Origin of the sequence: Photobacterium chitinilyticum, assembly GCF_004104355.1 — a bacterium.
In the GTDB taxonomy this organism is placed as follows: Bacteria; Pseudomonadota; Gammaproteobacteria; order Enterobacterales; family Vibrionaceae; genus Photobacterium; species Photobacterium chitinilyticum.
Window position 1 is genome coordinate 1 of the sequence record NZ_RJLM01000002.1, and the last position, 16661, is coordinate 16661.

General features: G+C 47.8%; 13 protein-coding genes and 1 pseudogene. 3 read left to right on the forward strand and 11 right to left on the reverse strand.

Annotated elements, in window-relative coordinates:
* The 9 genes and pseudogenes from EDI28_RS06275 to EDI28_RS06315 all read right to left on the reverse strand — a co-directional run.
* Window positions 1-235 (reverse strand): annotated as a pseudogene (locus EDI28_RS06275) (Na(+)-translocating NADH-quinone reductase subunit A); the annotation flags it as partial.
* A gap of 45 nt (window positions 236-280) precedes the next feature.
* Complete coding sequence (locus tag EDI28_RS06280; RefSeq protein ID WP_128783518.1) at window positions 281-1789, reverse strand: fumarate hydratase; 1509 nt, start codon at window positions 1787-1789, stop codon at window positions 281-283.
* Window positions 1790-1919: 130 nt separating this feature from the next.
* The gene (locus EDI28_RS06285) at window positions 1920-3242 is read right to left on the reverse strand and encodes an anaerobic C4-dicarboxylate transporter (RefSeq protein WP_128783013.1); all 1323 of its coding nucleotides are present in this window, start codon (window positions 3240-3242) and stop codon (window positions 1920-1922) included.
* A 79-nt stretch (window positions 3243-3321) separates the two neighbouring features.
* Window positions 3322-3684: a fumarate reductase subunit FrdD gene (gene frdD, locus EDI28_RS06290; protein ID WP_128783014.1), complete on the reverse strand. Its 363-nt coding sequence runs from the start codon at window positions 3682-3684 to the stop codon at window positions 3322-3324.
* A 10-nt stretch (window positions 3685-3694) separates the two neighbouring features.
* Entirely contained in the window at window positions 3695-4078 is a 384-nt protein-coding gene (gene frdC / locus EDI28_RS06295; protein WP_128783015.1) for a fumarate reductase subunit FrdC, read from the reverse strand.
* Between the two features lie 2 nt (window positions 4079-4080).
* Window positions 4081-4821: a succinate dehydrogenase/fumarate reductase iron-sulfur subunit gene (locus EDI28_RS06300; protein WP_128783016.1), complete on the reverse strand. Its 741-nt coding sequence runs from the start codon at window positions 4819-4821 to the stop codon at window positions 4081-4083.
* Window positions 4821-6635: a fumarate reductase (quinol) flavoprotein subunit gene (gene frdA, locus EDI28_RS06305; protein WP_128783017.1), complete on the reverse strand. Its 1815-nt coding sequence runs from the start codon at window positions 6633-6635 to the stop codon at window positions 4821-4823. Before frdA ends, EDI28_RS06300 begins: the two co-directional genes overlap by 1 nt.
* A gap of 138 nt (window positions 6636-6773) precedes the next feature.
* On the reverse strand, window positions 6774-8363 hold the full coding sequence (maeA, locus tag EDI28_RS06310; RefSeq protein ID WP_128783018.1) for an oxaloacetate-decarboxylating malate dehydrogenase: 1590 nt from the start codon (window positions 8361-8363) through the stop codon (window positions 6774-6776).
* A 9-nt stretch (window positions 8364-8372) separates the two neighbouring features.
* On the reverse strand, window positions 8373-9617 hold the full coding sequence (locus EDI28_RS06315; RefSeq protein ID WP_233353297.1) for a 2-hydroxycarboxylate transporter family protein: 1245 nt from the start codon (window positions 9615-9617) through the stop codon (window positions 8373-8375).
* A 289-nt stretch (window positions 9618-9906) separates the two neighbouring features.
* Here EDI28_RS06315 and EDI28_RS06320 point away from each other — a divergent pair, with 289 nt between their 5' ends.
* Both EDI28_RS06320 and EDI28_RS06325 read left to right on the forward strand, forming a co-directional pair.
* Entirely contained in the window at window positions 9907-11511 is a 1605-nt protein-coding gene (locus EDI28_RS06320; protein ID WP_128783020.1) for an ATP-binding protein, read from the forward strand.
* Window positions 11504-12184, forward strand: coding sequence for a response regulator (locus EDI28_RS06325; RefSeq protein WP_199287381.1), 681 nt, complete (start codon window positions 11504-11506; stop codon window positions 12182-12184). The genes EDI28_RS06320 and EDI28_RS06325 overlap by 8 nt, the downstream gene beginning before the upstream one ends.
* Before the next feature lie 17 nt (window positions 12185-12201).
* On the opposite strand, the gene EDI28_RS06330 is transcribed toward EDI28_RS06325, so the two are convergent.
* Complete coding sequence (locus EDI28_RS06330) at window positions 12202-14166, reverse strand: alkaline phosphatase D family protein (RefSeq protein ID WP_128783021.1); 1965 nt, start codon at window positions 14164-14166, stop codon at window positions 12202-12204.
* Between the two features lie 114 nt (window positions 14167-14280).
* The gene (locus EDI28_RS06335) at window positions 14281-15165 is read right to left on the reverse strand and encodes a LysR family transcriptional regulator (protein WP_128783022.1); all 885 of its coding nucleotides are present in this window, start codon (window positions 15163-15165) and stop codon (window positions 14281-14283) included.
* A 112-nt stretch (window positions 15166-15277) separates the two neighbouring features.
* Here EDI28_RS06335 and EDI28_RS06340 point away from each other — a divergent pair, with 112 nt between their 5' ends.
* Complete coding sequence (locus EDI28_RS06340; RefSeq protein WP_428431837.1) at window positions 15278-16648, forward strand: MATE family efflux transporter; 1371 nt, start codon at window positions 15278-15280, stop codon at window positions 16646-16648.
* The last annotated feature ends 13 nt before the right edge of the window (window positions 16649-16661 follow it).

The window sequence follows — 16661 nt, forward strand, 5'->3', positions numbered from 1 at the left end:
TTTCTGCAACCTTGCCGCTGGCCGGAGCAGTGAACTTAACGCCGGGGTTCTTCTTGTCTTCAAAAAGAACCTGACCTTTTTTCACTACATCCCCTACGCGGGTATGCATTGTAGGACGCATACCAACATATTCTTCGCCAAGCAAGGCAACTCGTGTGATGGTCTTGCCATCATGTATCGCCTGGGCAGGAGTCCCTGAAATGGGGATATCCAGACCCTTTTTTATTGTAATCATACGCACTTTCACCACATGAAACCCATTCATGAAACCTAGTAAGGCTTATGCATCCATTTCGGCAATGTTGATTTTCCAGGTCTCTGGTCCGGTCTGGTGAGCATTAATACCTTCAGCATCAACCGCTACCGTTACCGGCATATCTTCAACCTCGAACTCGTAGATTGCTTCCATGCCCAAGTCCTCAAATGCCACCACACGAGCTTGCTTGATTGCCTTGGCGACAAGATAAGCCGCGCCGCCCACAGCCATCAGATAGACTGCTTTGTGCTTTTTGATTGACTCTATTGCCATTGGCCCACGTTCCGCTTTGCCAATCATGCCGGTAAGGCCCGCCTGGCCAAGCATCATCTCAGTAAACTTATCCATACGCGTTGACGTTGTCGGGCCCGCGGGGCCTACCACTTCATCACCAACAGCATCGACAGGACCGACGAAATAGATAAAGCGGTTATTGAAATCAACAGGGAAATCCTCCCCTCTTGCCAACATATCTTGAATACGCTTGTGTGCTGCATCACGACCCGTCAAGATTTTGCCAGACAGCAAGACCGTCTCACCTGACTTCCAATCCTGAACATCATCCTTGGTGATTTCATCCACGTTGACACGACGAGTATTATCCCCGACCTCCCACGTCACTTCCGGCCAGTCCTCTAGCTTAGGAGGAGTTAGCTCGGCAGGGCCTGTACCATCTAATGTAAAGTGAACGTGGCGGGTAGCAGCACAGTTCGGGATCATACATACCGGCTTGGAGGCCGCGTGGGTTGGCGCGGTTTTGACTTTGACATCGACAACGGTTGTCAAGCCGCCAAGCCCCTGCGCACCGATACCGAGTTTGTTGACGCGGTTATAAATATCCAAGCGTAATTCTTCTTCTGAATTTTGCGCACCACGCTCTTGAAGCTCATGAATATCAATAGACTCCATCAACGACTCTTTCGCCAGTACTGCCGCTTTTTCGGCCGTTCCACCAATACCGATACCCAGCATGCCCGGCGGACACCATCCCGCCCCCATTAGCGGAACGGTTTTCTCGACCCACTCAGCAATATCATCAGACGGGTTCAGCATCACCATCTTGGTCTTGTTCTCTGAACCACCACCCTTTGCGGCAACCTGGATATCGACTTTGTCGCCCGGAACCATATTGATGTGGACAACGGCAGGGGCATTATCCTTGGTGTTGCTACGTGCACCGGCTGGATCGGCAACAACAGAGGCTCGTAGGGGATTGTCTGGATTCGTATAGGCCCGGCGAACACCTTCATCAACCATTTCTTGAACCGTAAGATCACTGTCCCACTGTACGTTCATCCCAATGTTGACAAAGCAGGTCACAATACCTGTGTCCTGGCAGATTGGGCGGCGTCCTTCAGCCGACATACGAGAATTAATCAGAATCTGCGCAATGGCATCTTTCGCAGCCTGGCTCTGCTCCTTGTTATAGGCCTTTTCCAACGCCTGTACAAAATCCAGCGGGTGGTAATATGAAATATACTGTAGCGCATCCGCTATACTGTCGATCACATCTTGTTTACTGATAACAGTCATCATTGCCTCGTTATTTCTTATTATTCGATGACACCCTCTCATGGTTTCTCATGCCGGGTGTTGCTAACATCATTGGTGCTTGTAAAAGAAAACCTATGCCAGCATTCCACCGGCATAGGTTTATCGATAGTTAATTAATCGCCATTGACAGGAAGTAACCGACAACCGTAGCCGTCGTTACCCCGATAAAGCCTGGGATAATAAAGCTATGATTTAACACATACTTACCTATTCGAGTTGTACCTGAACGGTCAAAGGTGATAGCCGCCAGATCGCTTGGATAGAACGGGAAGAAGAAGTACGCATAACACGCCGGCAATACACCAATGATGACTTCAGAGGGGATCCCGAGTGAAAAGCCTAAAGGCAGCATGATAGTCAGTACCGCAGCCTGGCTTTTCAAAAATACCGAAACAACAAACATTGCTATAGCAAATGTCCACGGATGAACATTGACTATGTCACTCACCATCCCGATTAAGTAAGGTTTGTGATAGCTAATAATCGTATCGCTCATCCATGCAATACCAAAAATAATAACCACGGCAGTCATACCGGCAATAAACACGTTACTGTTTACAATTTTCTTTGGTTGAACTTTCGTTGCTAACAAGATTATCGCGCCAACCGAAAGCATCAAGAACTGTATGGCTACGGACATTTTCACGCCATCGGGAAGCAAGCCGAGATCTTTGCCAAACATCGCCACAAAAATAACCGACACAATACCCAAGACGAAAACGGTTAACCCTGTTTTTGCCTTTTTATCTTCGATTGAACCTTCTTGATTTTCAGCACTGGTATCAAGTAACTCTTTACGGAACTCGTCATCCTGACAACGCGCTTTGAACTCCGGATCTTTGTCGAGATCCTTACCTCGTTTCAGGCTCCAGGTACAGGCAACGAGCAGGCCAACCAAGGTGGCAGGGATCGTCACCATCAGCACATCGAGCAAACCTATATCAAGGTTATTATCAACAGCAGTGGCCATAACAACCGCAGCGGCAGCTGCTATTGGGCTGGCTGTAATACCCATTTGTGATGCAACTGACGCCATCGCCATCGGGCGTTCGGGACGAATCCCTTTTTTATAAGCAACATCGTAAATAACGGGAAGAAGAGGATAAACAGAGTGACCCGTGCCAACAAGAACGGTTAATGAATAGGTACTAAGCGGACCAAGGAACACAATTTTGTTCGGGTGTTTACGCAGCAATGTCTCTGCATATTTTACCAATAGCTTTAGGCCTCCCGTCGCTTCCAACGTCGCGGAAGCTGCAACGACAGCCAAAATAATCAACATCACGCTGATAGGTGGCGAGCCCGGTGCCACACCAAAAACAAAGGCTAAAACAGATACGCCCAACCCTCCGAGGAGGCCAAAAGCAATGCCTCCGTGCCGGATACCAATAAAGATTACTGCGAGCAGCAGCAGCATATGAACATAAAACATTTTTAATCCTTAAATAAAAAGCATTTCGTCATTAAATAAAACAACGGGAATACCTTTAGGCAGGTATCCCTGTTAGTAACTAGATCATGAAGACAAAGATCACAGCCAACGCAGAAACGAGGAATGCCGTTGCGTAACACGCCACTTTTCCAGCCACACCCGTGTGGAACTTCAGATCATGCATACCGTGGTGCAGACGGTGCATGGCATGCCACATTGGAAGTGCCAGTGTTGCAATCGTGAATAGCGCACCGATGATGCTGGTAACGAAGCCTGTGGCACGCTCGTAGCTCATGGATTCGGCATCAAGCATACCTAGTGGCACCATGATACCCAGTACCAGTACAGTCACAGGTGTCAGCATTGCAAACCAAGTACCGCCAGCACCGAACAGCCCCCACCATACCGGCTCGTCAGAACGCTTAGGATTTAGATTAACCACGAGACTCTCCTTAAACGAGTACTAGAACAAACAGTGAAATTGCAGCAACTGCCGCCCACTGCGCCAGAACAATAACTTTCTTACCCAGCTTTTTACCTTTGATCTGGATAGGCATCACCTGAGGCATCATGCTGAAGAAGGTTTGTGCGTGGAACACGCTGCCTGCCAGCGCCAGAATGTTCAGCACAACAACGATTGGGTTGGACATAAACGCTAACCAGCCAGCCCAAGCTTCCGGGCCCTTCACAAGACAGCCCAAGCCGAACGTCAGAAAGATAGTGAAGAAAATCAGTGGTAGTACTGTTGCTTCACGAACCATGTAAAAGCGGTAGAAAGGATGATCCTTCCACCAGGTACGTGTCATTTCGCGAACGTAAGGTTTACGGTTGCTCATTCTTATGCCTCCTGAGGTTTGATCATCGCAATAACGAAATCTTTGGATGATTCCACTTTGCCCTGGTTTACCGCAGCGGCAGGATCGACGCTCTTCGGACAAACTTCAGAACAGTAACCAACAAACGTACAACCCCAAGCACCGTTTTCGCCGTTGATCAGCTTCATACGCTCTGCTGCACCGTTGTCACGGCTGTCAAGGTTATAACGGTAAGCCAGAGTCAGCGCGGCAGGGCCGATGAACTCAGGGTTCAGGCCAAACTGAGGACAGGCGGCATAGCACAAGCCACAGTTGATACAGGCAGAGAACTGCTTGTACTTGGCCATTTGCTCAGGCGTCTGGTTGTTTGGACCATCTTCAGGCTTACGATCGTTACCGATGATGTAAGGCTTGATTGCCTCTAGGCGCTCGACGAACGGTGTCATGTCGACGATCAAATCTTTTTCGATGGCAAAGTTAGCCAGCGCTTCGATTTTCAGACCGTTCGGATAGTCACGCAGGAAGGTCTTACAGGCCAGCTTTGGCACCTTGTTGACCATCATGCCGCAAGAGCCACAGATCGCCATACGGCAAGACCAGCGGTACGCCAGATCTTTATCTAGGTTGTCTTTGATGTAACCCAGAGCATCAAGTACAGACATGGTTTCGTTAAACGGTACTTCGAACATTTCGAAGTACGGCTCTGCGTCCTTTTCAGGGTCATAACGCAAAACTTCCACTTTTTGGATACGGTGGCCTGACATTATGCCTGCTCCTCTTTTTTCGCTGCGGCTTCCGCAACTTCTTTTGCTGCTGCCTCTTCTGCCGCCGCACCGTATAGACGGGCTTTAGGCTGAGACTTGGTGATCGTCACGTCGCTGTATTCGATATAAGGTGCCCTGTCGCCGTTAAAGAATGCCAGCGAATGCTTCAGGAAGTTCACGTCATCACGTTCTGTGCAGTTGTCGTCCAGACGCTGGTGTGCACCACGTGACTCGCGACGAAGGATCGCGGAATGAGCCATCGCTTCAGCCACTTCCAGGCCGTAACCCACTTCGATTGCGTAGAGCAGATCGGTATTGAATACCTTGCCTTTGTCTTTGATGCTGATGTTCTTGTAACGCTCGCGAAGCTCGGCAAGCTTGTCGATAGTCGCCTGCATCAGATCTTCCTGGCGATAGATACCACAACCCGCTTCCATGGAATGACCCATTTCAGTGCGGATGTCAGCCCAGTTTTCATCGCCTTCCTGAGATAGAAGCGTGTCGATACGGTCTTGAACAGCCTTCATTTGATTAGCAATAGACTCTTCGTTCCAGCCTTTAAACTCTGCGGCACGTTTTGCTGCGCCTTCTCCCGCCAGGCGGCCGAAGACAACAAGCTCTGCCAGCGAGTTAGAACCCAGACGGTTAGCGCCGTGAAGACCAACAGAAGAACACTCGCCGACTGCGAATAGGCCAGAGATGCGTGTTTCGTTATGCTTGTCTGTTTCGATACCACCCATGGTGTAATGCACGGTTGGACGAATTGGAATGGGCTCTTCCGCAGGGTCAACGTTCACGTATGCCTTGGCGAGTTCACAAATAAACGGCAGGCGCTCGTGCAGGTATTCTTTACCCAAATGGCGAAGGTCCAGGTGCACGACATCACCCAGCGGATGGTCGATCGTGTTTCCTTTCTGCTGCTCGTGCCAAAATGCTTGAGAAACTTTGTCTCGCGGCCCCAGTTCCATGTACTTGTTCTTCGGCTCACCAACGGGTGTTTCTGGCCCCATGCCGTAATCCTGAAGGTAACGGTAGCCATTCTTGTTCAGCATGATACCGCCTTCACCACGACAACCTTCGGTCATCAGGATACCGGTACCAGGCAAGCCGGTTGGGTGATACTGAACGAACTCCATATCACGAAGAGGTACACCGTGACGGAATGCCATCGCCATACCGTCGCCCGTTACGATGCCGCCGTTGGTATTACAGTTATACACACGGCCCGCACCACCTGTTGCCAGAACAACAGATTTCGCCTTGATACATACCAGTTCGCCTTCAGACATATGAATCGCAACCAGCCCCTGAACCTCACCGTCTTCTACCAGCAGATCAACCACAAAGTACTCGTCAAAGCGGTTGATTTGTGTGTACTTGATAGACGTCTGGAACAATGTGTGCAGCATGTGGAAGCCGGTTTTGTCCGCTGCAAACCAGGTACGCTCAACCTTCATGCCACCAAAACGACGAACGTTAACGTCACCGTTTTCTTTACGGCTCCAAGGACACCCCCATTGTTCTAGCTGGGTCATCTCGCGAGTTGCGTTTTCTACGAAATATTCAACTACGTCCTGTTCACATAGCCAGTCACCACCGCCAACGGTGTCGTTGAAATGGTTATCTAGGCTATCCTCATCCTTGACGACGGCAGCAGAGCCCCCCTCTGCCGCTACGGTATGAGAGCGCATTGGGTAAACTTTGGAAATTAGTGCTATCTCCAAGTCTGGATTTGCTTCTGCTGCCGCAATAGCAGTACGTAAGCCGGCACCGCCTGCGCCGATTACTGCGATATCTGTGGTAATAGTCTTCACATCGACCCTCCGATAGGTAATACAATAAAAATTTAAAGTGCGTAGATTTCTTGCAGAAATCATGAGCCGACACAGGAGCTGCCGGTCTCACAATTTCTGCCTATTTTATTTACTCTTTGGGAACGTGAACGCCCGACATTACAGGCTGGCTGTACCAACCTCTGGATTCCAGAAAGCATGTTCGATCATTGCGGTAATATCGGCGTCATCTGATGATGTCATCACTTCGGATAACCCTTCTTTAACTGCTTGTTTCGCAACAGCAATCGCAATCGCTTTTGATACTTCCAACGTGGATTCAATGGCTGGCAGTACTTCGTTATCTGAGCATCGCGTACAATTGAACGTTGCCAGTACATCGACCGCTTTCAATAGCATGCCATTGGAGACTGACGTCGCATTCGCCACTTTGGCACCAAGCCCAATACCGGGGAAAACGTACACGTTATTGCATTGAGAAATGGTATAGCTCTGATTGCCATACCGAACGGGTTTAAAAGGACTGCCGGTCGTGACAATGACATCATTTCCAATCCAGTCGAACACTTGCTGCGGAGTCACTTCGCAAGCACTAACAGGGTTAGACAATGGCATAATAATTGGCGTTCGGGTGTTCGCAGCCAAGGTTTTGATGGTCGCTTCGGTAAACAAGCCAGCCACACCCGTGACGCCTACCAGCACATCAGGTTTGTAGTGCTCGATAGCTTCAATCAGGCTCAATGTCGACTTCCCTGCAGGACGCTCAACAGAGGGACTAGCCAGGCTTTTCTGCATCGCAGATAGGTCCTCGGAATCTTCAAACAACAGGCCTTCGCGATCGATAATGCAAACACCATGATTGCTCTCAAATTCAAAGCTATCTTCTATAAGCCGAGCAATACCGCACCCCGCAGAACCACCACCAACCACGAATACCCGGGAGGTTGACGGCTCTTTCCCAGCTTTCAGCAACGCCCGTTTAATTGTCGCGGCACTAACTGTCGCCGTACCTTGAATATCGTCATTGAAACAACGGTATTGATCTCGGTACTTTTCCAGTAGCGGGTACGCATGATTATTGCTGAAGTCTTCAAACTGGATAATTGCCTTGGGCCAACGAGTGACGAGAGCTTGCATGATCTCATCAAGGTAATGGTAGAAAGCATCGTCGTCGATTCGATCGCCTTTATCACCCAGGTACTGTGGATCTTGCTTTAGCGCAGGGTTATTAGTACCGATATCAATACAGACTGGTAGCGTGCGCTCTGGTGGAATACCGCCTACAGCGGTGTACAGCGAAAGTTTACCAATCGAGATACCCATGCCACCAATACCCAAATCACCCAGGCCCAGCACACGAGAGCCATCGGTTACCACAATCACGTCAACATCATTTGTGATACTGTCAATGGTTGCTTTTACTTGCTCGTCGCCACGGTAAGAAAAATATAAACCGCGCGGTGCAAAATTAAGGTAGCTATATTTCTCACATGCATCGCCCACTGATGGCGTATAGATATACGGTAGGCTGTCTTTAATATTGTTACGGATATAGTGGTAAAAAAGACGTTCATTTTGGTCTTGAACATGCCTTAGCATCAGATACTTCGATAAATCATTTCCGGCAACATCTATCGAGAAACGGATCTGCGCTGTCTGATTATTAATATTTCCTAATGATGCATGAAGTGCCGAATGTTTGTTTGGTGCTGTCTCGGCGTTTGAAATATGCGGTTGTATGTATGACATAATTTTACCCTACTGCAGCATTTCAAGAATAAGAGTGGCGAGGATCAACATGAACGCACCGCCGATTCGTGATGAAATTTGAGCAAAAGGCATTAGCTCCATACGTTTACTTGCTGCAAGCACTGCCACATCACCAGTTCCTCCCATGTTAGCCATGCAAAGACCGGCAGTAATCGACGCTTCGATTGGATGGAAACCCATCAAACGCCCAATGATTGCAGTACCAATGATTGCACCGAACACAGTTGCGAATACCATAAGAAAGTACACAAGGTTTAAAGAGGCGATAATTTGGTTCAAATCGGTATAGGCGACACCGATACCGACAAGCAGCGCCGGTGTTAGGTTATCAACAACAAACTGATACCAGGCGTGCGCAGCTTTTTCTAGCTCACGTGGCATAAAGCCCATGACTTTCACTAGGGCAACAAAGATGATCATTAACGCGTAGGTGTGCATGCTAATGACGCTGCTTAGCATTGCGCCAACGAAGTACATAGTAATCGCCAGCAATGCACCAATACCCAATACGTTGATTGATGTTGGCTGCTCTTGCTCTTGCTCGTCCTGTTGTTCTTCTGCTTCCCGCATTAGCTTGCCGTTACCCGTCAGAGAGGGGTAGAACTTGCCCAGCTTGTCTAATAGACCAGCCATCACGATGGCAATAGCATTACCGATAGCCAACGCAGGTACCATTTTCGACATCAACATTTCAGCTGACATACTGGAGTTGCCCGACATAATTTCAACCAGAGGTACTGCGCCAGCGCCCATACCGCCACCCATGATAGGTAAGGCAATCAGCATGACGGAATCAAAGAACCCTTCCCCCAGGAAGCTACCGATAAGACCGGCGAACAAGAATGCACATGCGACACCACCAAAGATAACCGGAATGTACTTCAATGCGGCCTTCTTCAGCACATTGGTATCCATGCCCAGAATCGAGCCGGTTACCAAACTTGCGATGAAGAAAGACAAAAAACCCCCACCTTTTACAAACGTGGTGATCGTCCCGGCTATTTCGTGAGGAATGATGCCACTATGGAAAATGTATGAAGAACCAAAAATGATAACAATGGCACCGCCACCAAAGAACTGGTTAACGATAGGAGTTTTGTCGCCGACCACATTTAATATATAGCCGACAACCGCCATCACGCCGATGGCGCCAATGATCCCCGTCGGCATTTTATTTTGCATGGTAGCAAAAAGTATAACAGCAGCAGACAGTGCAAAAATTATATTAATCATGCGCTTATCTTTTATAGTAATTACGTCGTTGGTAAACATATTCCACCTTTCTGTGTAGGGTTATTATTATTTCTCCTGCAGTCTAACAACACTTACAAACTGGAATATTGAGTGCCCCATTAATGTAACTATCTTTATCTTTTGTAACTTTTGTAAACGGGAGTGTGGCGAAAAGGTTTAGTAATATAGAGCGGTCTAATCGTCATTATTTCTGACTCAGCACACATTAATATCCGCAGAGAGCCCGTTATACTGACCCTCATGAACATTGCTACTCTAAAGGCCTATTATGAAACTTAAGAGCTATCTGGCCTTAACTACCGTTGCGACCACCTCTTCTATTGTTATCGTCGTTACCACTGCGATCTTTTTCTTACTGCAAAATTCACATCAGGAAGGCATTGAAGCGAGGGGACTAGAACTTGCTCGCGTAATCGCCCATGACCCAGTAGTCATTGAGGCGGTTAACGCCAAAAATAAGCAACAGAGTTACTACCTGCAAAGCTATATAGAAGATATCAGAACCCGTACCGATGCTTCCTTTATCGTGGTCGTCGACAAAAGCGCCATGCGTTTAAGTCATCCAGAGCCTCAAAAAGTCGGCAAACATTTTATCGGTGACGACATTTACCCTGCATTAGAGCGAGGGAATGAATACAGCAGTGTTGCATCAGGCTCCCTCGGTAAAGCTATCCGTAACTTTTCACCTATTTTTTTGGATGGCAACGTCATTGGAGCCATCTGTATCGGCTATTTATCCGAGAAAACATCCGATATTTTGTTACAGCAATATGGTCATATCGGCATGCTTATCGGCATTGTCTATCTGCTGGGGATAGGTACGATAATCGCGTTCGTATTCAAGATGAAACGTACCTTCTTGGACTATGAGCCCGAGTTTATTGTGAATAAATTTCGCGAGCATGAAATGGTACTAGACAGTATTCGTGACGCTATTATTGCGGTAGATAGCAACATGAATATAGCAACGATCAATAACAGCGCGATTAAAATGCTTTCCATGGGAATACTGGGGCGCTATGACTATGTAAATCACCCTCTGTCACGCTATTCCACACCGCTAAGTCATTTGGTTCTTGCAAATCAAGGTGTGTTCCATCAAGGGGAGTTTAATATTGGTAAGTTAAAATACAGAGCCAATGTCTATCCAATTAACACCCCTAAAGGATTGCTTGGTCATGCCATTGTATTCTTCGCCAACCTTGACCAAAGCGAACTTGAAGGCGAAGTCACCTACCTGAAGAATTACACGGAATTACTACGAAGCAAGACGCACGAATACTCCAATAAGCTCAATGTACTTTCAGGCATGCTACAAATCGAAAAATATGATGAAGCAATTGATTTTATTCAACAAGAAACGGATCGTTACCAATCTATTATTCGCAATATCGTACTTTCAGTATCTGATAGTGCCGTTGCAAGTTTATTGCTCGCAAAATTCAACAAAGCGGCAGATATTGGTGTGAAATTCACAATCGATATAGACACTAATTTGTCAAGCTACGAGAAAAACATCTCAGAAAAACTCGTCACAATGGTCGGTAACTTAATTGATAATGCCTTACTTGCTTCATGGCAAAATAAAGAGAATAAAGAACCTGAAGTACATGTATATTTAAGTGATCGCAGTAACCACATTATTTTAGAAGTTCAAGACAGCGGTGCTGGTGTACCCGAAGATATTACCGAGCATATTTTAGAGTTCGGTGTCAGCTCCAAACTTGACGATGAACAAAGTGGTATTGGCCTGTACTTGGTCAAACAACTGGTCGATTACTTCCATGGCAGTATTGATTGGGAACGCACAGAGCAACACACAACGCTATTCAGCATTTACTTAGATAAAAATGAAATCACTAATTATGACTAAAACTACTGTAATGCTCATTGAAGATGATAGTCGAGCCAGTTACACCCTCGAATCAACCATCAACCAACACCCTGATTTCACGGTAGTTGCGGCCAGCGAAAGCTGTTCTGATGCCTTGTTGCAATACGGGGCGTTCAAACCAACATTAATCTTTGTCGACATCACACTACCCGATGGCAATGGTATTGATATTATCCGTCAACTGCGTGAACAAAATGCAGATTGTGATTTTATTATGACGACCGCCGAGCGAGAAACAGCAACGGTCGAAAAAGCCGTTCAGCTTGGTGTAATCGATTATTTAGTCAAACCAATTCGCATGTCTCGTGTTCACCAAGCCCTTGATGACTATAAGCAATACAAACAAAAGCTAGCCCGTACAGAAACCGTTGATCAAGGCGAGATCGACCAAATATTACGTAAGGCACCTGTAAAGCAATTACGCCAGACACCTAAAGGGATTGATGCAACCACACTAGCTTCGTTGAAATCAATTCTGGACGAGGAAAAACTACACGACTTTTCCGCCGAGGAAATTGGCGAACGCATGAATGTCAGTCGCATTACGGCAAGGCGCTATCTGGAGTTTTTAGAATCGGAAGGCGTGATCCGCTTAACCCTAAACTACAAAACAGGAGGTCGCCCTCGCCGTTTGTATCAAATGAACAAGTAACGAAGAACTAGAACCACTTACAGCTGTTCCTGAACATGTTCAACGGATTGCTTTTCGATCGGCAGAAAAGAGACGGTATCACCGTCCGCGGTCAGGATCTCAACCCGGCTTGGCTTGCCGTTGCTATCAAGATGCAACTCACCAATCGCACTGCGATTTATCAAACGGTGGTTTCCGGTTGTATCGGGATCGCGTTTTTTTATTTTTAGCCGCTTTCGCTTGGTAAGCCAGTTCAAGGGAGAATGCGGGCTATACAGTGCCCTGTCCATCACATCACAAAAGCGCAGCAAGGCATTAGGGAATTCATTCTTGATCCCGCTCGATGTGATTTGGTAAATATTCGGGCTGCTGCGACGAAAACGTAGCTTAACATCATAGGCAAACGAATAGTGAACATCGCCGGAGAGGATCACGAAGTTTGTCGGTGTCTTGGTATGGGTGAAGATACTGAGCAGCGTATTGGCAGAGCCCGGATGCGCCATCCAGTTTTCGGCATCAATCAACAATGGCTGTCCGAGCCAGGTCATTCCCCGCTGAAGCGTTTCAATGAATTTCACCCCAAACATAGGTGCCGCCGAGACAATGATCACCGCGGGTTCATTAAGCAGCGACTGCTGTAATTCAGTCAATGCTTCCCAGTCCATCAGCCCTGAAGGCTTATTCATTTTCGACTCAGAGCGCCAGCGTCTGGTACGAGTATCCAGTACCAGCATTTTCGGCGTTGTTTCAATAGTGTAATGCCACTGCTCGAACCGATACAGGTAATCGATAAACTGATCCTGACGCTCGCCGCTAGGCTGTGAGAAATACGCTTTGGCAAGCCCGATAAACTCTTGGTCAAAATATTCAGGCGCATTTCCCCATCCCTGACACAACCAATAACTAAGTAATCCGTTACCAATAATCCGACGGGAAAATAGATTCCCGTAAGCGGCTTTTTCCCAGCCAACGGTAAGGTTCCAGTCATCGGTTACATCGTGGTCATCAAAGATCATATAGGTCGGGATATGCGCCATTAGGCGCTGAACCTGCGGCAATCCTGCTACAAATTCATCGATATGCCGCTTTTCTTCATGCCAGAGCTGCTGCCACTTTGACTCCAAGACCCGCTGGCCCACCTGGAAACCACTTTTCTTCAGGCGTTCGCTATCAATGAGCTGCCATAATTGCGGCGACCACACCAGTAGATACATAGCGAAGAATTCACTGAGGCTCATCAGGTGGTTTTCACATTCCCGTGAGCTGAATATCGGCTTGCCACGATGCGGCAACCATTTCCTCAATCCATTATCAGACAGCCAGTTACCGCTATCTACATAATGAGGCAGGATCTTGTCCCGGCCATAGACGTTATAATCGTGCTGGTATAATGACTGAGTATTGGTAACTGGCCCTTGGGAAAACGTCTCTTCCGGCAACCCCAGCAACCCGATAACCTGCTGGATAACATCCAACATCGGCCCAGCAACGTGGTCGGCATAGATTTGATCACCGCTCATCATCAGCAACGCCGGACGCTCTGAAACAGATTGCGAAGCCACTTTCTCATCCGCAGCAACCAGACTGTCCTTGCTCGGATAGTGGGGATTTCGGCACGAGCCGTGCAACACATAATCAGCCTGAGCTTTGATACTGAATGAAAGCCGCTTTTCGCCGGAGTACAGCAAGGAAGGAACCAGCTCTGCAATATCCCCTCGCTGGGTCATCAACTGGTATTCCAATACAGTATTGACAGGAAAATTGCCTTTCATGTTCGTCATCACCACCCAGGCAGACAGGCCAACCTGGATCTGCTCCGCTGCCGTTACGCTTTCAGAAAAGAAGGGCTGTTCATCTTCTGGATGAAAAAGGGAGAAACTCGCGGTTAACGGCTCTGATGTTACAAGCCACAGCGTTAGCTCTGTCGCCGTGCATTTGCGCAGAATCGGACCAGCTAGCAGCAAAGGCAGCTTTTCGGAAGATGAACTTGTACGGGAACACATGGTTTGCACTAAATACCCAATCGATTCGGTCTTAATGCCCTAATCATACCTCGATTTTGTCTTAAAATTTGCTAGCAGAACGTAAAGTTATGCATAGATACCTCGCTGCTGCTATTAGGCACCTCCCTTAAACATTATGCTCAGCTCAGAGTACATCCAGGCCATGATCTTACCGTTACCCTTATCCCGCCGTTTCACAACCCCCATTTCCACCAGCAGCGAGTCAGGAATATGCTCTGCCGATAGCTCAACCAGCTCGCTCGCATACCACTCCTCTTTCGCCAGATGCTCAGGGACTAAGGCCCAGCCTACCCCTCGAATAACCAAAGCAGCTATGTAGTAATAGCTATCAATGTGCCAGTGATTGGATGATATTGGCTTGGCCGAGGCTTCCCCCACTCGCTCCCGGATCACTAACTGACGATAGCGATTCAGCTCACTTACGCTTGGAGCTGGAATAGATGCGAGCGGATGCCTGGATGAAACCACCAGTGACTGGTAAAACTGGCTAATAGGCATAAAATCCAATGAGTCCGGTAAACTTTTTACGTGAAAAAGAATCCCTATATCGGCTTTTTTCTCGCTTACCCACTGCGCAATATCATCCTGTGAGCCATTAATGATTGTTAGCTTCAATAACGGAAACTGCGCAGCAATTTGCAAAAAGAAGTTCTCGAACGACACAATAGGCACCGCTTCGTCCATCGCAACCGTCAATGAGATTTCTTCACCAGTAGAGACTGTCATCGCCCGGGACTGCATGCGCTGGCATTGTGCCAGTACGGCTTGTGCCTCGGTAAACATCTCTTTACCTTCAGGCGTTAGCACTGGCAGGCGAGCGCTACGATCAAACAACTCAAAACCAAGATCCGCTTCCAGGTTGGTGATTGCCGTGCTCACCCGTGACTGGGCTTTGCCTATTTTTCTTGCCGCGGCAGAAAACGACCCCTGATTAACGGCAGTAACAAATGCCTCCAACTGATCGAGTGTCCAATTCATTTCATCTCCTTATTTCGCATCTCGCCAATGTATCCGAAAAACGGATAGATACCAACTTTCATCAATCTCTATTACACGCATAATCCCCCCTAGATAACGAGAAAATGAAATGATGACTATGCAAGAAATAATAACCCCCAGTAATTCAGTCAATCGCACGTTTTGGCGATACGCGATTCCGTCAGTCGTGGCCATGCTGGTCAATGGCCTCTACCAGGTCATCGACGGTATTTTTGTTGGCCACTACATTGGCTTTGAAGGCTTGGCCGGTATCAATATGGCATGGCCTATCATTGGCGTTATCGTCGGTCTTGGCCTGTTGGTTGGCATGGGCTCGGGCAGCCTGATCTCCATCTACCGCGGTGAAGGTGCGGCACACAAAGCGCGAACCACCCTCACAACAGGACTCGGCCTCATCCTTATCGCCGGTGTGCTCATGATGGCTTTGATCTCGGCGTTCGGACCGGCAATGCTCATCGCCCAGGGTGCCGTTGGTACAACACTGGAACTCGGCATTGAATATATCGATATCTTTTCCTGGGGTGCAATCTTTACGATTGCAGCAGGTGCTATGCCGATGCTGATCCGGAATGACGACAGCCCGAATTTTTCGACAATATTGATGATCTTCGGTGCCCTGATCAATATCGCTCTCGACTATCTGTTCATCGGCAAGTTTGGCTGGGGACTGAAAGGCGCTGCCATCGCCACAATCTTCTCCCAGGTAACAGTATTTGTAATCGCGATAGGCTACTTTTTTTCGTCATTTTCCCAGCTAAGGCTTAGCTGGACAAAGTTACTATTCAGCCCAAAGCTGGCCGCTAAATCGATCAGCCTTGGTACCTCAAGTCTATTTATGTATACCTATTTCAGCTTCGTTATTGCCCTGCATAATCGGCTGTTCATGGAATACGGTACCTCGATACATGTGGGCGCATTTGCCATTGTTGGTTACCTGATGACAATGTATTACCTGCTGGCTGAAGGTGTCGCAGGCGGGATGCAGCCACCGGTAAGCTACTACTTTGGCTCAGGCCAAGTGAATAAGATCAAGGCAACCCTTATTCTGGCGATAAAAGTCGTACTTATTACTGGGATTTGCGCAGTGATCTTACTGAACCTGTTCCCCGAGACCATGATCAGCTTATTTGTCAATAACGACCCGGCACTGATGACCGAAACCGTTAATGGCCTGCGGCTACACCTGTTTTCGATGTTTCTTGACGGCTTTATTGCTCTGGCTTCAGTGTATTTCATGGCCGTCAATCAGGGCGGAAAAGCACTGTCGATATCAGCAGGCAACATGTTAATTCAACTACCGTTCCTCTACCTGCTTCCGCAATGGCTGGGCGTCAACGGGGTATGGCTTTCCGTTCCAGTCTCGAATGTTGTCCTGTTTTTGGTTGTTGCACCTATGGTTTGGCAGGATATTCAGGGGAAGGACAAAAAGGCAACAGAGCTGAAACTTGCCGAATGTAACTAGGGCGAGTATCCCT

What these genes read in the sequence shown, in the direction of transcription:
- EDI28_RS06280 (WP_128783518.1), bottom strand. Translation starts at nt 1,789, where the DNA reads ATGACTGTTATCAGTAAACAAGATGTGATCGACAGTATAGCGGATGCG.
- EDI28_RS06285 (WP_128783013.1), bottom strand. Translation starts at nt 3,242, where the DNA reads ATGTTTTATGTTCATATGCTGCTGCTGCTCGCAGTAATCTTTATTGGT.
- frdC (WP_128783015.1), bottom strand. Translation starts at nt 4,078, where the DNA reads ATGAGCAACCGTAAACCTTACGTTCGCGAAATGACACGTACCTGGTGG.
- EDI28_RS06300 (WP_128783016.1), bottom strand. Translation starts at nt 4,821, where the DNA reads ATGTCAGGCCACCGTATCCAAAAAGTGGAAGTTTTGCGTTATGACCCT.
- maeA (WP_128783018.1), bottom strand. Translation starts at nt 8,363, where the DNA reads ATGTCATACATACAACCGCATATTTCAAACGCCGAGACAGCACCAAAC.
- EDI28_RS06315 (WP_233353297.1), bottom strand. Translation starts at nt 9,617, where the DNA reads ATGATTAATATAATTTTTGCACTGTCTGCTGCTGTTATACTTTTTGCT.
- EDI28_RS06320 (WP_128783020.1), top strand. Translation starts at nt 9,907, where the DNA reads ATGAAACTTAAGAGCTATCTGGCCTTAACTACCGTTGCGACCACCTCT.
- EDI28_RS06325 (WP_199287381.1), top strand. Translation starts at nt 11,504, where the DNA reads ATGACTAAAACTACTGTAATGCTCATTGAAGATGATAGTCGAGCCAGT.
- EDI28_RS06330 (WP_128783021.1), bottom strand. Translation starts at nt 14,166, where the DNA reads ATGTGTTCCCGTACAAGTTCATCTTCCGAAAAGCTGCCTTTGCTGCTA.
- EDI28_RS06335 (WP_128783022.1), bottom strand. Translation starts at nt 15,165, where the DNA reads ATGAATTGGACACTCGATCAGTTGGAGGCATTTGTTACTGCCGTTAAT.
- EDI28_RS06340 (WP_428431837.1), top strand. Translation starts at nt 15,278, where the DNA reads ATGACTATGCAAGAAATAATAACCCCCAGTAATTCAGTCAATCGCACG.